The following is a 19,306-nucleotide window of genomic DNA, read 5'->3' as shown; positions in this document are numbered from 1 at the left end:
AGAAATAAATGCAATATTGCGTTTATACTTACGTTGTGTGTAAATATTAACTGCAATTATCAAGAATAGATGGATAAAATCCTAAGTGCAATTCTAATTACAATAGTTGTCCTTATTCTAGGAGGATTGAGTCTGTTATATTTTGCTTTTGGAGACAATAAGGAAGTGAAAAAAATTACGAATCCTATAAATAAGGAGAGAATCTATTTAATAAAGATCAGTTGGGGATTAGATGATTGTAGAATGGCAATTGGTCTTAATAAAAAATTTAAAGGTGGATTTGATTATGATTTCGATGATAAATATCTGCTTGATTATGGAGAACACTTTTTTTATAAATTCTCTAATGACTCGTTAATTATTTATGGTTCTGAATTCGATAAGCCTAAGGTTAATAATTTTAAAACTCCAATCAAATTTATCTATCTGGAAAACCCTGCATTCAGTGGACTTGGAGAAAGTGAAAACTATAAAAAGAGAGGTTTAGCTGTTTTCCCTAAATCTGTTATTGAAAGATTTGAGTATAATGACCTGAGAAATAAAAAATAAATATCAACACACAACAAAAGCTAAATTTCATGGGCGGTGGGAATTGCTCGAGAATTAGTTCAATTAAGAAACACCAGCAAGCTGCCAAAATTGGTTTGCTTAAAAACATAAACAAATTTAAGCGGCTTGCTTCCGTTCGGTTTGATAAGACAGTTGTTTTAATCGCCCACGAAAACTTAGCAAGACCGTTGTAGCTCATTTTCCATACCTCTGCAAACAGAAATTAACTTCCTGTTCTCAGGCGAAAATGATAAAAAGGACTTATTTGAATAAACTAGAAACATTTGAAAATCAACAAATAAAAATTATAATTATTACATGAAAAAATTATTATTAATTCTTCTTCCATTTATTGTTTTTTCAGCTTCGGCTCAAATTTCATTTAATACTGGAAATGTTCAATTTGATACAGATTTAAACACCATTAATGCGAATGCATCAGTTGATTTTGGAGCTTTTAAAGGAAAATTGCTTGTCTCCTATGATGTTTCAGAAAAGAAAATTGAATTTATGAAAGGGAGCGTGAATATGGCTCCAGGTGAGATTTATTTGGCCTTAGAGATATCTAAATTATCCAAAATGCCAATTGATAGAGTGATTACCATTTATGAAAGAAATAAGAGCAAAGGTTGGGGCTATATAGCAAAGGAAGCTGGGATAAAACCGGGATCTCCTGAATTTCATCAGTTGAAAAATAACGCGAGCTCTAAAAAGAATAAGGCTAAGCATAAAGGCAATGGCAAGGGAAAAAGCAAAGGCAAAGGAAAGGGTAACGGAAAAAAGTAAAATAAACGAACTACAACTGTAAGTCATACAGCATAGGCATTTAAGCCTCAGATGGTATGCGATTTTATCTTGTTCCATTAGTAAAAATGGGATACATTGTGCAATAAGCGATAGAAGAGAAATATATGCTACATTGCGTTTATACATACGTTTCCACATTGAAAAAACAATATGACTGACAATCAAGACAAAATAAATCAGCTCTCTGACAAGCTGGACTCTCTTTTGAAAAGACAAGACGACTTTTCCAGAGAAATCAATCATCTGAGAACTGAGATAGATAAACTGAAAGCCACCGAGACTGAGCAGACCATTAAAAAGGAAGAAACGGAACAGAACTTATCTGTAACCGACACAAACCTTGAATTCAAAAAGGAAAAGGTAACGCCTAAGTATGATTATCATCAACAGGAACAGCAAAAGCAGGAACCACAAAAACAGACTGCTCCACCTGTTATCAAAACACCGAAAGTGAAGTCCGACCTTGAAAAATTCATCGGTGAAAATTTAATCAACAAAATCGGAATTGCGATTACTGTTATTGGCGTTGCAATCGGTGCAAAATATTCAATCGAGCACGATTTAATCAGTCCACTTACAAGAATAATCTTAGGCTATTTGTCAGGATTAGGGCTTTTAGGATTCGGAATAAAATTGAAGAAAAAATATGAGAATTATAGTGCTGTTCTTGTCAGTGGAGCAATGGCTATCTTGTATTTCATCACCTATTCCGCCTACAGTTTTTATGACTTGATTCCGCAAGGCATAGCTTTTGCACTGATGGTTGTATTTACGGCTTTCACAGTAATAGCAGCTATAAATTACAACAGACAGGTAATTGCTCATATTGGATTGGTAGGTGCTTATGCGGTTCCGTTCTTGCTGAGTGAAGGTTCGGGAAAGGTAGCGATCTTGTTTGCCTACATGGCAATTATTAATATAGGGATTCTTGTCATTGCCTTCAAAAAATACTGGAAACCACTCTATTATTCCTCATTCGGGCTAACATGGTTGATGTATTTAATATGGCATGTATCTAAATATCGAACCGATGAATACTTTGGTTTGGCCCTGGTATTCCTTTCCCTATTTTTTGTCACCTTTTACCTGATGTTTCTTGCCTACAAATTGCTCCAAAAGGAAAAGTTTAAAACTGACGATATTATCTTGCTGCTTACCAACTCATTTATCTTTTACGGAATTGGTTATGTAATTCTTGACAAGCACAATACCGGTGAGCAATTATTAGGTGTATTTACACTTTGCAATGCCATTGTGCACTTTATTGTAAGCGCAACAATTTATCGTCAAAAACTTGCTGATCGAAACCTATTCTACCTGGTTTCAGGTCTGGTGTTGGTTTTTATCACTATTGCCATCCCGGTTCAACTAGATGGAAACTGGGTCACATTGTTATGGGCAGGCGAATCTGCTTTGTTGTTTTGGATTGGCAGGACGAAAAATATTTCGATCTACGAAAAGTTGTCGTACCCGCTTATGTTTTTGGCATTTTTTAGTATTGTCCACGACTGGATGATAGTATACAATAGCTATTATCCTGAAATGCCTGAAACAAGAATAACTCCTTTACTCAATATCAATTTCTTAAGCTCAATATTGTTTATTACAGCTTTCGGTTTCATCAACAAACTGAATCGCAACAAGAACCATGCTTCTGCATTGATATCACATAAAGGACTTTCAAAAATCATTTCCTTTTCAATACCAACAATACTGCTTTTCACCATTTACTATGCTTTCCGAATAGAAATTGCAAACTACTGGCATCAGCTTTATAAAGACTCCGCACTTACAATTAACGAGGACGGTCAGCAGTACGCAAATTACTATTGGAATTACGATTTGATCAAGTTCAAGACAATCTGGATAATCAATTACTCCCTTCTGTTTGTTTCATTACTTGCTTTCGTGAATTTCAGGAAACTAAGAAATCAGCAATTGGGGCTTATTAATCTCGGCTTGATTACATTAACGCTTGTTGTATTCTTAATTCAGGGGCTGTATGTCTTAAGCGAATTACGGGAAAGCTATTTGGAACAAACTTTATCGCAATATTATCAAAGGGGCATTTTCAATATAATAATGAGATACGTTTCATTCGCATTTGTCTCTGTGACATTTTTTGCCTGCTATAAATATCTTCGACAAGAGTTTATCCAAAGAGATCTCAGGATGGCCTTTGATTTCTTGCTGCACACATCTATTTTGTGGATTGCCAGTAGCGAGTTAATCAATTGGATGGACATTGCCGAATCAGCACAATCGTACAAACTCGGATTGAGCATTCTTTGGGGAGTTTATTCGCTATTCCTAATTGCTCTGGGAATCTGGAAAAAGAAAAAGCATTTGAGAATCGGAGCCATTGCACTGTTCGCTGTAACACTTGTCAAGCTATTTTTCTATGATATTTCACACCTCGACACTATCGCAAAAACCGTTGTATTCGTGTCTTTAGGTGTTCTGCTACTGATAATTTCATTTTTATACAACAAATACAAACACATTATTTCGGATGAAGTACCCAATTAGAATATCATGTTTTTTGTTCCTCATTGCGACATGTTCATTTTCTTATGGGCAGATGGCTGAGTACAATTACAAGCGAGAATTAAACAAAGTTTCAGAGCCATGGAGTAAGATCATTCTACCAAATGAAATTTTCGGAAAAACTTCGCAAGACCTCTCAGACATAAGGATTTTCGGATTAACAGCTAGTAATGATACTATTGAAGCTCCTTTTCTCTTGCGAGAAATCACCGAAAAAATATCCCGTAAAGAGGTAGCATTTAAAACACTCAATGCTTCTAATAACGAAAAGGGCTACTATTTCACTTTTGAGATTCCAACCATAGAATCCATCAATCAGATCAAGCTGAACTTCGCTCAAGAAAACTTTGACTGGCGAATTGACTTGGAAGGAAGTCAAGACCAACAGGAGTGGTTCAAACTGGTTGAAAATTACAGAATTTTATCCATCAAAAATGACCATACTGATTTTCAATTCACGAAAGTCACCTTCCCGAGTTCAAAGTATCGTTTTTTCCGACTGCTCATTCACAGTAAAGAGAAACCTGAACTGAGTGCTGCGAGTATTGAACAACATGAAATTTCGAATGGCAAATTCAGAAAATACAATATCAAGAAAATCAATACTCAAGAGAACAAACAAAGCAAGCAGACAGAAATTGATATTGAGCTGCAATTGCCTGTTCGTGTAAGTCATATCAACATAGGCATTGCTGATGCTTATGACTATTACAGACCTGTGACAATAAAATGTTTGACAGACAGTTTTAGGACAGAGAAAGGATGGAAATACAATTACAGCGCATTGACTTCCGGAATATTAAATTCCTTAGAGAAAAACGAGTTTAACTTCAACAGCAAAACGGTTCAAAAACTAAATATTTTTATTGACAATCGCGACAATCAAGCTTTAATGATCGATACAATCGAAGTGAAAGGATACATTCATGAATTGGTTGCTCGTTTTACAATCCCGGCGACCTATTTCCTGACCTACGGAAATAAAAGTGCGGCAAGTCCGAATTATGACATTAAGCGATTTACCAACAATATTCCTGAGACACTAATGACGTTAGAATTGGGTGAGGAAATGACAATAGAGAAAAAGGAAATTCCAGTGGCAGAGCCTCTTTTCAAAAATAAGATATGGCTGTGGGCAATCATGATCCTAATAATAACATTACTCGGATGGTTTTCTGTAAATATGATCAAAAAAAATTAACAAGCTGAGGCAACAAAAATATGGGTAAAAGCAGCCCTTCAAGACAGCGACCCTATATATTCAGACTGTTAGCTTACATTCCACAGTGCAGAATAATAGATTTAAACTGATGAAGAAATTTTAAAAACTTTGATTTATTCACGTTAGACTATATTTATGAAGAGTATTTTATTAATAACATTATTAGTTTTCGTAGCTCAATTCGGTGAAAACAAGTCTTATTCGAAATGTTTAACAAATAAAAACGATAAAACTGTTTATATTGAAATGTACGCACTAAACAATGATGAAAAAGAAAAATATCAAATCGGTGTTTATGCATGCAAACTTGAATACAATAAAAAAGTAAATTTTTGTCTAACCGGCGACACTTTGACAATTAATACAAATACTATCACTGAAAAAGTAGAATTCAAACATGATCTCCTGGAAGTTTTTATTTACAATTCAAAAGATCCTGACAACATGTTTTTTTATTCCACTCCAAATGACACTTTATATTTAAAACAATTTAAGAGAACTGACTTTTTTAAAATAAATGACTTAATAAATATAGAATAAAGTGTAAGCAACACAAAAGCTAAAGACAACAACCAAGCAAAGATGATAATAATAAAAGTTGATACAGAAATTGAACTAAAACAAATAGAGCAATCGGATTCGAAAGCTATTTTTGAAATGATTGACAGCCAAAGGGAATACCTAGGAAAATGGCTTCCATTCGTGGAGTTTACCAAAGAGGTATCAGATACCGATAAATTTGTACATTCTGTTGTCAATGCACCAAAAGAGAGGTTTGAATATGTATTCGTTATTCGGATTAAGAATGAATTCGTTGGACTTATTGGATTTAAAGACACTGATAAGCCAAATCAAAAGACAGAAATTGGTTATTGGCTTTCCGAAAAGCATCAAAAACAAGGAATTATAACAAAATCTGTAGAAAAGCTTTGTGATTTTGCTTTCAACAAACAAGGGATCAATAGAATCCAAATAAAATGTGCTGTAGGGAATAAACCAAGTATAAAAATTCCTCAAAGATTAGGATTCAAATTTGAAGGAGTAGAAAGAGATGGAGAACTGCTAACGGGAAATGTATGTACCGATTTAGAAATTTACAGCAAATTAAAATCTGACAAATAACATTAGTAAGATTTAAACATACGACAGGATTCGTGCGGTAGAGGGAGAAATTCTGGCACAAACATTCACATAAACGCTACAATATCTATGACATAAAAAAGGGTTGACAACATCAACCCTTTTTTAGTATTTAGAATTTTATTTCTCCCCTAAAATGAGAGATAACAACAGTGCTCGATCCACCAGGCTGTGTCTTAATATAAACTCCGACTTTTGCTTGTCAAAGCCACCAATTGGACCTAGTCCATCAATTTTTGCAATGCTTTTATCAATGGAGCAGATATCAGAAGAACTCCATCGGTGTTCCTCCTGTATTCTGGTGTCAATGCTTCTTCCTACAGACTTAATTCGCTTAAAGAGTGCCGAACTTGCATTGTTGCACTCCATTGGCGGACGACTTACTCCCCCTTCTAATTGTACCTGGCAATCCTTTTTGCGCACTTTAGGAAGCGTTATCATTTTTTTGATTTTGCTTTCCAACTGCTTGAACTCTTCTTCAGAATTAAATCGGATACTAATTTTTGAAGTACCATAAGCATGAACCTTGAAAATATTCGATTTAAATTCCGATTCGTATGGAGCAATCACATTTTCTGGGTTGTTTTTACTCAAATCGATAATAGAAGCCAATGTCTTAAAATATAGCTGAGAGATATTGGTAACATTTTCTGCCTGAGTATTGTCCATTAATTTCAGATTGTAAGAAAACAAAGCCGATCCTGATCGTGAAGTCACTACTGTGTCTTCCAAACCTCCACCGTGCAAGGATAAAACAGTTTTCGCCTTCATTGCTTTTTCCCGAATTAACTTTCGCGAGAATTTTCCACTTATGGCATTATCGGTAATCAAAACGATACCAATTTTTGTTTTTCTGATTTGTTTGGTAAATCGCAAAGACTGTAATGCAGAAATACAAGTCATTACTCCAGCTTTACTCTCCCAAACTCCTGTTCCGTACAAGCGATGTTCTGTTTCTGAAAAATTCTCATGCTGATCCAGCTTCTGAAAATCATCAATTGGCATTAAAATCAAGTAATCCACATCTTCCCCAAATGAATTGGAAAAGTACATCATATTCCCCACTTCGTACTGCGGAAAAACCTCATGCGCGAAACCCAACTGACTCAACTCATTTCGAATGAGAGAAGCACATTCGTTCACTCCCTCGATATTTCTTACATGGGTATCGATATTTACCATCTTTTTCAATAAGGCTTCCGAATTTTGCTGACGACTCCTTAAGAAGGATCGAATTCTGGAATTAAAGGATAAACTTTTGTTTTTCTCCTCTGGCAATTCTGTCATTAAGCTATTGGAAAAATATCGCACTGATGCCACGTCCAGCATCTTGTTCACCAATTTTGAGAAATCGTAGCCTGCTACTTTCGCTGCTGTTGGATAAGAACCTGTTGCACCCAAGCTTGCCATGGAGTTGATTTCCAAAAGATAGATCTTTCCATTCTCGTCCAATCGGATGTCCACACGAGCAAAATCTCTTAATTCAAGCGCCTTGAATGCTTCAATACTATATTTGATCATCTCATCAGACAATTCCGGAGAAATGTTTGCCGGGCATATTTTTTGCTTAGGCTTTTCTTTCTTATCGGTTACGGTTTGTATCCCATCAGGATTACCTTCCAAATCGATCTCCAAAACAGGAAAAGCTTCGATAGGCGTATTGCCCAATAGACCAACACAAAACTCACGTCCCCTAATGAACTGTTCTACCAAGGCTTGCTGCTGAAATTCGGTTACTACGAAATTGATGCTCTCTCTCAGATCTTCTTCGTTATAAACCACCTTTAACCCGAAAGAAACACTTTCCATTTTCGGCTTTACGATCACCGGAAATTTCACTCCCGATAAATCATCATTGGGCGAATTAAACACCCAAAAATCAGGAGTAGGCAAGCCTTTGCTCTGCCAAATAATTTTGGTCATGACCTTATCCAAGGCCAATGCATGACCGGAAGGATTTGAACCAACATAAGGGATCCCCAACATCTCCAACATAGAAGGAATATGCGTATAACGGCTCTCACCCTGAATTCCATAGGCCATATTAAATACCATTCCCATTTGTTCTCCTTCGATGGTACGTGGCATAAAATTCTGCAATCGCTCAATGATGTACATATTGCCATCCAAAATGGATACATTATGACCTGCCTTTTCAAGACAATTTGCAACACGTTTTACTTGTTCTTCCTTGTAGAATTCCCTGTTTTGCATCCCCAAAGTGTTGATCACCCCGGTAATGTCTTTGTTATAAATTATTGCAACTTTCACTACGTTTATTTTTTAATTACCCTATGCGTAATAAAATGACATTAGGACAAACCTCTTGGTACTTATAAAATATTACACATTTTCAGAAAATTCTTAATCATTACGATTCCGTGATTTCCTGAAACTTCCGGGTGAGATTGGAACCCATAAATTGCTTTCTCCTTATGTCTGATTATTTCATAAGGACAAGTATCTGAATACCCCAAGCATTCAAAGCTTTCGGGCAATTCAGAGATGTAAAAAGAGTGTTTTTTCACCAATTCCAGTTTATTTGAATGTAACCCCTTAAAAATAGGATCATCAAACTTTTGAATGGTAACAATTTCTTTCTTGGAATGATATTCAGGTAATTTCTTGATTCTTCCCCTGTAGGATACCGCTATGATTTCATGCCCCAAACAGAAACCCAAAACAGGGACATCAAAATTCATCAATGCTATAAAGTTTGAAGTCAGGTTTAATGGTTCATATGGATTTCCCCTACCTCCTGAAAGAATAATACCTTTAATCTCTGATTTTGCCGATAAAGTAATGGGTTGATTGTGGTCGAAAAACACATAGTCGAAATCCTGTTCTGCCAAAAACTGGCGTTTAAACTTTTTTATAAATGCACTTTGATTATCTATCACTAAAAGCATAACAAATCAATTTAAATGATAGCATAATTTACAAAAAAGTAATGTAACTGACAGGATTATACTGATTACGTATCAATCTGTGATTCTGTATCGGCATTGACTCCCGAAATTCGGGACAGGCTATTGTAACAATCAAAAAGATTTGATCAATCATTTTGATATACAATTGTTATAACAGGCAATATCAAATTTAGATACCTAAAAATGACATTGCCTGATTCACTATTTGGTCTTAATCGTCGTCTTCGTCTTCAAATAAATAATCTACATCGGAATACTTATCCTCATATTTTTCTCTTTTGCTTGTAAGCAAAACACCATCTTCGTCAAAATCCGAATCGTTATCAACCAGTTCTTGAGCTTTTCTTACAGACATTCTTACCATATAGATCTTCTCATCGGTTTCAAAAGGCAAAGCACTTACCAATTCTCCCTTGGCATTTGTAAATTCAATTAAGTAATCAATATATCCGGCAGGATAAACCAATTTTATCTGCTCTTGAATTTCTTTGCTTAACTTCTCGTAGTTCTGAATTACTCGTGGCTTGTTCATTTTGGGCGATTTTTAAAATGATTTAGGCTTAAAATTATTTTTACCATCCTAGCAGGTATGCAAATATTAATGGCGCTACAATGGTAGCATCCGATTCTACAATAAATTTAGGAGTATCAATTCCCAGTTTCCCCCAGGTGATCTTTTCGTTTGGTACAGCTCCTGAGTATGATCCATAACTTGTAGTTGAATCAGAAATTTGACAGAAGTAACTCCAGAATGGTGTATCAGTTCTTTCCATATCCTGATACAACATAGGCACTACACAAATCGGGAAATCTCCTGCAATTCCTCCACCAATTTGGAAGAAACCTATTCCTTTATCTTCTGCATTATCAGTATACCAATCAGCTAACCAAGCCATGTATTCAATACCCGATTTCATGGTTGAAGCCTTCAACTCTCCTTTAATCACGTAAGAGGCGAAAATATTTCCCATAGTTGAATCTTCCCATCCAGGAACAACGATTGGTAAATTCTTCTTAGCTGCCTCTAGCATCCAGCTGTTCTTAGGATCGATTTCGTAGTATTGCTCCAATACTCCTGAAAGAAGCAATTTGTACATGAATTCGTGCGGAAAGTATCTTTCTCCATTCTCTTCAGCATCCTTCCAGATTTTATAGATGTGTCCTTGCAGTCTTCTAAATGCTTCTTCTTCAGGAATACAGGTATCCGTTACACGGTTTAAACCTTTTTCCAATAAATCCCATTCTTGCTGAGGAGTAAGATCACGGTAATGTGGCACTCTTTCGTAATGTGAATGAGCCACCAAATTCATGATATCCTCTTCCAGGTTTGCACCTGTACAAGTAATAATTTGAACTTTATCCTGACGAATTATTTCTGCAAGTGATCTGCCCAATTCAGCAGTACTCATTGCTCCTGCCAATGTAATCATCATCTTTTTACCTTCATCCAAATGTTTTTCGTATGCTTGTGCTGCATCAACCACCGTTGCAGAGTTAAAATGACGGTAATGCTCTAACATAAATTTTGAAATCGGTCCTCTATTATTCATCTGTTTATAATTTTATTTTAAGATCAGATGGAACTTACCATGACATTAAATAATTATTCTCAATGTGAGTTAATAACTATTTAATCATGGACGTTTCATTTTTCTCGAATTTGTAGCTTAATAACTTGTAATACAATTTGGCAGTTAAAAAATCAGGAGCTTTCTGTCCTTCCTGTGGTGCCAATTCCACAATGTCGAATCCAACAACATTCTTCTGTTTAAATACTTTTCTTAAATAGCTGATTACAGTATACCAATCCAATCCTCCAGGTTCTGGTGTGCCCGTTGATGGCATGATAGATGGATCAAACACATCCAAATCAATGGTTAAATATACATTCTCAGTCATTTTAGATATGGAATCATCCATCCAGCTTGTCTGCTGATAAATGTCCTGTGCAAAATAGCATTGCTTTCTGTTTAAATGTTCCAATTCGCAAGAATCCATACTTCTAATTCCTACCTGAACCAGATTAGCTATTTTACTGGCCTCATGCACTGCACAAGCATGATTAAATGGAGTTCCATCGTACTCTTTTCTTAAGTCGGCATGTGCATCCAACTGTAAAACCGTTAGATTATCGAATTTTTCATGAAATGCACGAATTACACCAATACTTACAGAATGTTCACCTCCAAAATAGGTGGTAAATTTTCCTGTTTCCAGATTCTCTTTAGCAGATTGGTAAACCGCTTTCACCATTGCCTCTGGCGATTCATCCTCAACAATATCAGGTAAAATATGAACTCCTGTTTTGTATACTTCAGAATTGGTTTCAATATCATACAATTCCATATTCTCCAATGCTTCCAAAAAGGCAGGAAATGCCTTATCGGCTCCTTTACCCCAGGTACTGGTCCCATCGTATGGTATAGATTGCAACAGAGTCGCAGCATTCTCGAATGCGCAATACTCATCTTCTATTCCGGCAAAATTTCTCATTCCTGATTGTATCCTAAGAGTTTAAACATTTCATCAGCCGATTGCTCGTTTCGATACACATAGTCGAAGAAGTTGCCTTTTTCGTCTCGATCAATAATCACGTGCTTTGGTGATGGAATCAAACAATGCTTTATACCTCCATATCCGCTAATGGCATCCTGATATGCTCCAGTATGGAAAAAACCAATATAGAGAGGCTCTTTTTCATCTTCTGAATAATCTGGCAATAGTACTTCTTGGTTTAAATCTTCGGAATTATAATAGTCTGAATGATCACAACTGATTCCTCCAATGTTTACACGTTTGTACTCATTATTCCATTTGTTTATCGGAAGCAAAATGAATTTTTCATGAATCGACCAGGCATCTGGAATGGTATTCATCAAACTATTGTCGATAATGTACCACGATTCCGTGTCGTTTTGTTGTTTTTGCTCTAATACCTTAAAAACAATGGCACCACTCTCTCCTACCGTATACTTCCCAAACTCAGTGTAGATATTTGGTTCTGGTACATTTTCTTTAACGCATGCATCTTTAATATTGCTTACAATCTCGTTAATAATGTACTCATAATCGTATTCAAATCCCAAATGGTTTCGAATCGGAAATCCTCCTCCAAGATTGAAAGAATCCAAATGCTCGCTTTCCTTCTTAAGGTCGATGTAAACCTTAAGTGCTTTCTGAAACTCACCCCAGTAATACAAGCTATCCTTTATACCCGAATCCACAAAAAAGTGTAGCATTTTTAATTCGAACTTTGGATTGTTCTTGATTCTCGTTTCGAAGAAATCTTTTATTTCAATGTCTCGAATACCCAATCGAGAAGTGTAATAAGACGACTGTGGCTCTTCATTAATTGCCATACGGATTCCAATTTTTATGGTCTCATCGGTAGCAATTTTTTCCAAGCGATTTAACTCATTCGCACTATCGAATATTACAATAGTGTTTTTAAATCCAAACTTTTGAAGGTTAACAATCTTCTTAAGGTATTCATCAGTTTTGTAACCATTGTGCACAATCACTCTATCCAAATCAATCTTTTTCTCTTTGTAAAGGTTTAAAATCAGATCGATATCGAATGAGGAAGATGTTTCCAGGTTGACATTGTGTTTTAGCGCTTCGCCAATAACATGGGCAAAGTGATTACACTTGGTACAATAGCAATAGTGATAATTACCGCTATAGTTGTTTTTCTTGATCGCACGATTAAACAAGTTACGTGCTTTCTTAATTTGATCGCCAATTTTTGGCAAATAGAAAAAACGGAAAGGCGTTCCGTGTTTTTCAATTAGATATTTCAAGGAAATTCCCTGAAAAGTGAGAAGATTATCTCGCAAATCAAAGCCTTCCTGAGGAAAGTAATAGCTTTGATCTATCAAATCAAAATAAGTATTTTTCATCTATGTAATCATAAAATATAAGTGTTGTTTTTTAATTATGAACCTTGCAAATAAACTATTTTTTTCGATTTAAAAAACATGGAAAATAAAAAAAAGTGAAGCTACTTATGATTTTTATTTTAAGCTTCACAAAAATCATCTTTCAATAGATATAGTCTAAGGTACAAAAGAATTTCAAAATAGTTAAGCAGAATAAACTTGAATAGAGTTACTAAAGGATAAATTGCAAATATTTAAAATCATATTTCATTAACATATATTTATTTCTTTATTGACATTAGAAATAATCAATATTACATCATTAAATTCATCACTCCCTTTATTTACTGCCTTACTAAAGAACTTTAGTTAAGTTTAAATACAGTGAAAACAACAATAAATTATCCCTTCAATAAATCTATTTACACAATATCACTTGCTGGATTACCAAATCAACACCTGGAATTAACCGAGACAGCATTATCTTAATTGTGGAGACAGCATTAATGCCGCCTTTTTGAATATTTAAGCACAAAGTATAGAATTGCGAAGCCCTACCTCAAATTAAAAATCAATCACAATCCCAATGGTAGGAATTGGTGATCCTTCCTCTTCTACCACCTGCTTCAGACTTCTAGGTTCCGTGATAATTCCATTCTCATCCCTTGCAAGGATGTACTCGGGAGCTTCGGGGGTTTTATGCATCAAGAGGTTTTGTATCTCCAGGAAGAACTCGAGTGATAGTTTCTTGAAATTGTACTTTTTATCAATTCGCACATCCAGTTCACTGAAAACACCCAGTTTATCCTCTCCCATTCTGCTGTAATCCAAAACAATTTCGGGATAGCGATTCATTGTTTCGTCCAAATTGGTTGGCACAATTGGCGTTTCTCCTGCAAAACGATAACGGGCACTGATCTCCCAATTTTTTTTGAGCTTGTATCCTCCGGTAAATGACAAAAGGTGACGACTGTCCCATACTGATGGTAAGTATTTGCTACGATCGAAACCTGTGAACTCGCTATAGAAAAAGGTATAGGCAAGCAATCCGTAAAAGTTCTTGCTTAACTTTTGCTGAAACTGCAATTCCAGACCATAACTTCTTCCTCTCCCTACAGTCTCTACTGCTTCGTTTCCCAGCACCTCAAAGTCGGCACCCTTATTTGCCAAGGATACTTGATCTGCTATGGATACCGGGTAATCGCTATACTTCTTATAAAATGCCTCCAAACTAATGCTAGCTGCTGGTCCTAATATTCTTTCCAGTCCAAGCACAAAATGATCACTCCTGGTGTAATCTGCATCTTGATTCACAAAGTTTCCATTTTCCTGGAATCCAAGTATGGTATATGGTGCTATTTTGTAATATCTTCCCACTGATACTTTTAGTTTCCAATCATCAACAAACTCGTAGGATAATGCCATTCGAGGCGATAAGGTCGAAAGCAAAGGGTTTCCTTTGGTAAAACTGTCACCATCCATGCGAAGGCCGAAAGAAAGATCCAATCGCTCGTCAAGAAAGCTTCGCGTGATATTGGCAAATCCACCATATTTCATGAAATCAATTTCGGTTTCGTAGGCATAATTATCGTTCAAATCAAAGGTTTTATTTTCATAATCGCTGTATTGGAGATTCAACCCAGTTTGAAACTTCCAATCCTTTTTAAAGTAGGTTATTGCCCAACGAAGTTTGGTTTCCTTTTCGCGCGAATCATTTCTAAAATACAGCCCGCTTTGGTTTCGATTGTCTTCATAACGCGAGAAATCATTCTTTAACGAGTTGTTACTAAGGCTGGTCTGCATGAATCCCTTTCCCGTTTTAAATCGGTGCCTCCAACTTAACCCAATGGTGTTGCCCTGCTGTTCGATAAAAGGAGCTTGCTCCAATATTGATAGTTCATCTCCCTCAATATCTCCACTATCATCTACGGCAAAATCGTCAATCGATCCCAATCCAATTAGATTTATTGTATTGTATTTGTCGATTCTGTGTGTGACTTTGTATTGGTAATCCCAATAATCGGGTCGTATTGGCAATCCAATCAATTCGAATAAAAACTGAAGGTAAGAACGACGTACAGAAATCATGTAACTGGTTTTGCCCTGCTCTTCTCCTTTTTTAAACAATGGGCCTTCGTGAGTTAAGGCAGCCTCGCTGGCACTCAAGCGAAAGTTGGTGTGATAGGAAGATCGACTCCCTTCGCGTTGACTGAATTGAAGTACTCCGGATAGTGCATTGTCGTACTGACTGCCAAATGCCGAGGTAGAAAGCATTACTTCATCAATAAAGGATACATTCAGCATCCCAACCGGACCTCCCGAGCTCCCCTGAGTGCTAAAGTGATTGATATTGGGGATCTCGATTCCATCCAAATAATAAACCGATTCGTTGGGAGCTCCACCACGAATGATCAAATCATTTCGAAAACCTCCCGGCGATGGTGAAATACCCGGAAATGTTTGTGCAACACGTACCACATCATTGTTTCCACCAGGATAGGTGGCAATCTCAACTGCTGATAAGGATTGTGTTGAAAGTGGCGTCTCTCTTGGTCGGGTAATCTTATTCTGATTGGAAACTGTTACCTCAGAAAGATTGGTTGAGGCCTCTTCCAGAACAAAATTATACTCCTGGTTCCCTACCGATTTAACATCAATATTGTAACGTGTTTGACTCTTATAGCCCAAATAGCTTGCCACCAAATTATAAGATCCAGGCTTTACTTTTGTAATCTGGTAATAACCATTCTCATTGGTAATGGCCCCTTGCGTTGTATTTTCAAGATAAACTGATGCACCAATTAAGGCCATTCCTGTCTCATCGGTAACATATCCTGATATGGAAGTACTAATTTGCGAATAGCAATTAAAGGCAAAGAATATAAAAAAGATGGATATTAGCTTTCTCATTTTGTTGAATCTGTCTTTTATCTTACTTATCTGTACAAACAATTAAGATATAAATATGTTTCCTCTTATTTATCATTTAAACAAAAAAAAGAGCCCGTGGCAAGGGCTCTTTTCGATAACACTAACTAAATCAGATGTTCTAATAACCAACAATTAGAATACCTAATGCTTTTTATTACTTCACATATCTTTTGTAAAAACTATATGCACTATCCCAATCAAAATTTACCAATCTTGCTTGGCTAGGATCTAAATCCACCATATAATTAGGCTGAGTTTTTCTCATCTTGATAAATCCTTGATTCGATTCATCTAACAGTCCTTTTCCAATTACGAACAGATCTTCAGAAATACCTATCTCCTCTCCTTTGGTAATGGTAATATGATAGAGATTGTCTTTTACAACTGTTTTTTCCAGCAATCTTTTAAATGCTCCCTGCGTCATTTGTGCAGCAACTCTCTTTTGTTTGTCACTTGCATATTTCACCTTTTCAAAATCTACCTTTAAAAAGAAGTAGTATTTAGATTTTTCATGCCTTTTTACAGCTTGAAATAAATCTTTGGCAATGCAAGCATAGATCTCAACCGAGTCCTTTCCATGTTTTTCATACAAGCGATTGCGCACATCTTTCATCACTTGCTTTTTAACTGGTCCCTTGGTATTTTCGCTCTTTAAAAATTCCAGAAAGTAATAAGGATGACTAAAACCATATTTGTTGGCTTCTACTTTGGCTTCCTCAGGTGATAACATTAGATTTTTACCCAACTGGTACCACGAATAATTATCAATGTAGAAACGGTCATTTGCAATCTTTTCGGTTCGGAATTCCTGAATGCTTTGCTTATTTTCGCTAAGAAGATGAGCAGAATCCTGAGCACTCACTTGATAACTGTTAATTTCATTATCAAAATCAGCTTTAAATTGAGCAATATAGGACTCATGATCGTAAGAATTACATGCTGATAGTAGCAATGCAATCAAGATTAGATGGTGTGAATGTTTCATAAGTAAATGTTTTTATCTCATAAGTTTCGTCAAAGTATTACTTCCACTCCTCCAATAAAGCATTTGCTTTTAGCTGATGTTCCAATACAAATCTTACATAGCGAATGTCTACAGATATCTGACGGGTAAGCTCAGGCATAAACTTGTAATCGCCTACCAATCCGTTACCTGCACTATCGAAGTTCAAACCAATTAATCTCCCTTTGGCATCTAAAACAGGACTACCTGAATTTCCTCCTGTGGTGTGACAGTTGCTGATAAAACAAGTTGGAATTTTTTTCTTCGATTCCTGAATTGCCTTTTCGCAAGACTCAAGGTATCCATTTGGCACTTCATAAGTTTTAACGTCTTTCTTGCTTTTCTCAACCAAATCATTTAAGTCAGACATATACGAGTATTCAATTCCTTCATCATTAATCCCAACAATATTTCCATATGATACTCTAAGACTTCTGTTTGCATCAGCAATGATTTTTTCGTCACCTTTCATTATTTTTACTGCTTGTAAATATCTCTTATGATATTTTCCATACTCTTTTCTGATGGTAGCACGTTGCATGTATACCATGTCTTTGTTGATTAAGAAGTAGCTCAAGCATAAATCGAATACTGGGTCGTTTGCTAACTTTTCACGATCCTCTTTTGTGAAATATTTTAGAAACTTATATAAGCTTTCCTTCGATGCAAACAGTGACCTACTAAAAATATCATCAATATATATGTCGAAATCACCCTTGTATTTAGTTCGTGCATTGACAATCGCAGCTGGCTTGTATTGATCCCCAACATTTTTATCATATAAAGCAACAAGAGTTTTTAAGAAGGCCTTCTCCGTTTCCACGTCATAAGCGCTGTAGAAGTTTGAGGCTTCAACTCTTAGTTTTCTCAACTCTTTGTTCAGGCGTTTTTCGTTCACATTCTTACGAGAACTTATGGCATTCAGCATATCAAACTTACCTGCAAAAGCAACAAAATTTCCACCACTGATACCACCCTCGAAAACATACATATTCAATTTTTCGATGGTATCTAAACGTGCAACACACGTTTCAATTCCAGGAATGATATCTGCATATTTTTCTTTACGTTCTTCAGAGGAATTAAGCCAAGCTGTAAATTCTTCTTCTTCCTTCTTTTTCAGCTTAATCAAATCTAGTTTTTCAATCCCGCGAAGTTCTGCCTTCCATCGCAGCAAACGGTTAGATGTTTTCGCCATGAAATCGGAATATTTCAACCATAAATCTTCATTTTTATTCATGGCATCTTTAATGATTTTCATTTTGGCATCCCTGATCTTGATTCCGTGGTAATTTGTAACATCAACAATCTGTTCAATGGCTCTGGCTGTTACATATTGCTTTGTACTACCTGGAAAACCATATACCATTGCAAAATCACCGTCCTTGTATCCTTTCAATGATAAATCAAGATGGTTCGCAGGCTTAAGTGGAGTATTCGCAATCGAATATTTCAACGATTCATTGTTAGAGTCTCCATATACTCTAAGTATCGCAAAATCTGCCGATTGTCTTGGCCATTTCCAGTTATCGGTTTCTCCACCAAATTTTCCCAATGACAAAGGAGGCATTGCAACAATTCTGACATCGTGATAGATCTCATATACTTCAAGAAAATATTGAGTTCCACCAAAGTAAGACTTCACTTTTATCTTGTAATGATTTCCTTCTTTTGCCTTTGCCGTAAGTTCTTTAGCTCTTGAATCTATTAAGCTGCTTTTTTCCGCATCACCTAAACCTTCAGTTTCTTTTAGCAAAGATTCAGTCACATCATCCATTCGAACCAGGCGCGCTAATGTTAAACCTTTTGCTGGCAACTCTTCTGCTTGTGTTTGCGCATAAAATCCATTCTTAAGATAGTTATGCTCCTCGCTACTATGTTTGTGCAAATACGAAACTGCTGTATGATGATTGGTTAATACTAATCCTGATTCCGAAATAAAAGATCCGCTTCCTGAGAATGTAGTCGGATTGCTTTTTGTTGCCAATCCAAGAATGGCATCTTTCAGGCATATTGTATTGATATCGTAAACATCTTCGGCAGATAGTTTGAATCCTGCCTTTTTCATGTCTTTGATATTGTATTTTTTCAATAGAGATGGAATCCACATTCCTTCGTCTGCCTTTACCGATGCTACTGACAGCACCAGACAAATCAATAATAATTTTAGTCTAAGCATTTTAAGTATTTAGTTGTAAGCTTGTTTTATTTGACAAATTCCTTCTACCTCAAACCCTAAAAGGGCTTAAATCAATTGAACTAGAAAAGTCTCTTTTAAGGGATTTAGGGTTAAGTGTTA

At 36.0% G+C, this 19,306-nt stretch carries 15 protein-coding genes; 6 read left to right on the top strand and 9 right to left on the bottom strand.

The window, feature by feature from the left end; genetic code table 11:
- Positions 1 to 69 precede the first annotated feature (69 nt).
- From ACKPCA_RS04000 to ACKPCA_RS03975, 6 genes are all read left to right on the top strand, one after another.
- Entirely contained in the window at positions 70 to 549 is a 480-nt protein-coding gene (locus tag ACKPCA_RS04000; RefSeq protein WP_321281559.1) for a hypothetical protein, read from the top strand.
- A gap of 318 nt (positions 550 to 867) precedes the next feature.
- Positions 868 to 1,335 (top strand): hypothetical protein, encoded by a 468-nt coding sequence (locus ACKPCA_RS03995; RefSeq protein WP_321281557.1) that lies wholly within the window; start codon positions 868 to 870, stop codon positions 1,333 to 1,335.
- A gap of 171 nt (positions 1,336 to 1,506) precedes the next feature.
- A complete protein-coding gene (locus ACKPCA_RS03990; RefSeq protein ID WP_321281556.1) occupies positions 1,507 to 3,885 on the top strand; it encodes a DUF2339 domain-containing protein in 2,379 nt (792 codons plus the stop codon).
- A gap of 52 nt (positions 3,886 to 3,937) precedes the next feature.
- Complete coding sequence (locus tag ACKPCA_RS03985; protein WP_321281555.1) at positions 3,938 to 5,104, top strand: DUF3999 family protein; 1,167 nt, start codon at positions 3,938 to 3,940, stop codon at positions 5,102 to 5,104.
- A 156-nt stretch (positions 5,105 to 5,260) separates the two neighbouring features.
- The gene (locus ACKPCA_RS03980) at positions 5,261 to 5,665 is read left to right on the top strand and encodes a hypothetical protein (RefSeq protein ID WP_321281554.1); all 405 of its coding nucleotides are present in this window, start codon (positions 5,261 to 5,263) and stop codon (positions 5,663 to 5,665) included.
- Between the two features lie 42 nt (positions 5,666 to 5,707).
- Complete coding sequence (locus ACKPCA_RS03975) at positions 5,708 to 6,247, top strand: GNAT family N-acetyltransferase (protein ID WP_321281553.1); 540 nt, start codon at positions 5,708 to 5,710, stop codon at positions 6,245 to 6,247.
- Positions 6,248 to 6,385: 138 nt separating this feature from the next.
- Here the strand turns inward: ACKPCA_RS03975 and ACKPCA_RS03970 are convergent, their stop codons facing one another.
- From ACKPCA_RS03970 to ACKPCA_RS03930, 9 genes are all read right to left on the bottom strand, one after another.
- A complete protein-coding gene (locus tag ACKPCA_RS03970; protein WP_321281551.1) occupies positions 6,386 to 8,536 on the bottom strand; it encodes a M20/M25/M40 family metallo-hydrolase in 2,151 nt (716 codons plus the stop codon).
- A gap of 62 nt (positions 8,537 to 8,598) precedes the next feature.
- Positions 8,599 to 9,174, bottom strand: coding sequence for a glutamine amidotransferase-related protein (locus tag ACKPCA_RS03965; RefSeq protein WP_321281549.1), 576 nt, complete (start codon positions 9,172 to 9,174; stop codon positions 8,599 to 8,601).
- A gap of 232 nt (positions 9,175 to 9,406) precedes the next feature.
- The gene (locus ACKPCA_RS03960) at positions 9,407 to 9,727 is read right to left on the bottom strand and encodes a hypothetical protein (protein WP_054721793.1); all 321 of its coding nucleotides are present in this window, start codon (positions 9,725 to 9,727) and stop codon (positions 9,407 to 9,409) included.
- Between the two features lie 40 nt (positions 9,728 to 9,767).
- Positions 9,768 to 10,745 (bottom strand): deoxyhypusine synthase family protein, encoded by a 978-nt coding sequence (locus ACKPCA_RS03955; protein ID WP_321281547.1) that lies wholly within the window; start codon positions 10,743 to 10,745, stop codon positions 9,768 to 9,770.
- Between the two features lie 76 nt (positions 10,746 to 10,821).
- Positions 10,822 to 11,688 carry an agmatinase gene (gene speB, locus ACKPCA_RS03950; protein ID WP_321281545.1) on the bottom strand — a complete coding sequence of 289 codons (867 nt, stop codon included), beginning with the start codon at positions 11,686 to 11,688 and terminating at the stop codon, positions 10,822 to 10,824.
- The gene (locus ACKPCA_RS03945; RefSeq protein ID WP_054721787.1) at positions 11,685 to 13,094 is read right to left on the bottom strand and encodes a type III PLP-dependent enzyme domain-containing protein; all 1,410 of its coding nucleotides are present in this window, start codon (positions 13,092 to 13,094) and stop codon (positions 11,685 to 11,687) included. The genes speB and ACKPCA_RS03945 overlap by 4 nt, the downstream gene beginning before the upstream one ends.
- A gap of 543 nt (positions 13,095 to 13,637) precedes the next feature.
- The gene (locus tag ACKPCA_RS03940; RefSeq protein ID WP_321281542.1) at positions 13,638 to 15,983 is read right to left on the bottom strand and encodes a TonB-dependent receptor; all 2,346 of its coding nucleotides are present in this window, start codon (positions 15,981 to 15,983) and stop codon (positions 13,638 to 13,640) included.
- Positions 15,984 to 16,158: 175 nt separating this feature from the next.
- On the bottom strand, positions 16,159 to 16,989 hold the full coding sequence (locus tag ACKPCA_RS03935; protein ID WP_321281541.1) for a hypothetical protein: 831 nt from the start codon (positions 16,987 to 16,989) through the stop codon (positions 16,159 to 16,161).
- 37 nt (positions 16,990 to 17,026) lie between these two features.
- Positions 17,027 to 19,186 carry a S46 family peptidase gene (locus ACKPCA_RS03930; protein WP_321281540.1) on the bottom strand — a complete coding sequence of 720 codons (2,160 nt, stop codon included), beginning with the start codon at positions 19,184 to 19,186 and terminating at the stop codon, positions 17,027 to 17,029.
- Positions 19,187 to 19,306 lie beyond the last annotated feature (120 nt).

Origin of the sequence: Marinifilum fragile, from assembly GCF_963677365.1 — a bacterium.
GTDB lineage: Bacteria > Bacteroidota > Bacteroidia > Bacteroidales > Marinifilaceae > Marinifilum > Marinifilum fragile.
Note: the sequence above shows the minus strand (reverse complement) of the source record. Positions and strands in the feature narration are given on the sequence as shown.

What these genes read in the sequence shown, in the direction of transcription:
- ACKPCA_RS04000 (WP_321281559.1), top strand. Translation starts at nt 70, where the DNA reads ATGGATAAAATCCTAAGTGCAATTCTAATTACAATAGTTGTCCTTATT.
- ACKPCA_RS03995 (WP_321281557.1), top strand. Translation starts at nt 868, where the DNA reads ATGAAAAAATTATTATTAATTCTTCTTCCATTTATTGTTTTTTCAGCT.
- ACKPCA_RS03990 (WP_321281556.1), top strand. Translation starts at nt 1,507, where the DNA reads ATGACTGACAATCAAGACAAAATAAATCAGCTCTCTGACAAGCTGGAC.
- ACKPCA_RS03985 (WP_321281555.1), top strand. Translation starts at nt 3,938, where the DNA reads ATGGCTGAGTACAATTACAAGCGAGAATTAAACAAAGTTTCAGAGCCA.
- ACKPCA_RS03980 (WP_321281554.1), top strand. Translation starts at nt 5,261, where the DNA reads ATGAAGAGTATTTTATTAATAACATTATTAGTTTTCGTAGCTCAATTC.
- ACKPCA_RS03975 (WP_321281553.1), top strand. Translation starts at nt 5,708, where the DNA reads ATGATAATAATAAAAGTTGATACAGAAATTGAACTAAAACAAATAGAG.
- ACKPCA_RS03965 (WP_321281549.1), bottom strand. Translation starts at nt 9,174, where the DNA reads ATGCTTTTAGTGATAGATAATCAAAGTGCATTTATAAAAAAGTTTAAA.
- ACKPCA_RS03960 (WP_054721793.1), bottom strand. Translation starts at nt 9,727, where the DNA reads ATGAACAAGCCACGAGTAATTCAGAACTACGAGAAGTTAAGCAAAGAA.
- ACKPCA_RS03955 (WP_321281547.1), bottom strand. Translation starts at nt 10,745, where the DNA reads ATGAATAATAGAGGACCGATTTCAAAATTTATGTTAGAGCATTACCGT.
- speB (WP_321281545.1), bottom strand. Translation starts at nt 11,688, where the DNA reads ATGAGAAATTTTGCCGGAATAGAAGATGAGTATTGCGCATTCGAGAAT.
- ACKPCA_RS03945 (WP_054721787.1), bottom strand. Translation starts at nt 13,094, where the DNA reads ATGAAAAATACTTATTTTGATTTGATAGATCAAAGCTATTACTTTCCT.
- ACKPCA_RS03940 (WP_321281542.1), bottom strand. Translation starts at nt 15,983, where the DNA reads ATGAGAAAGCTAATATCCATCTTTTTTATATTCTTTGCCTTTAATTGC.
- ACKPCA_RS03935 (WP_321281541.1), bottom strand. Translation starts at nt 16,989, where the DNA reads ATGAAACATTCACACCATCTAATCTTGATTGCATTGCTACTATCAGCA.
- ACKPCA_RS03930 (WP_321281540.1), bottom strand. Translation starts at nt 19,186, where the DNA reads ATGCTTAGACTAAAATTATTATTGATTTGTCTGGTGCTGTCAGTAGCA.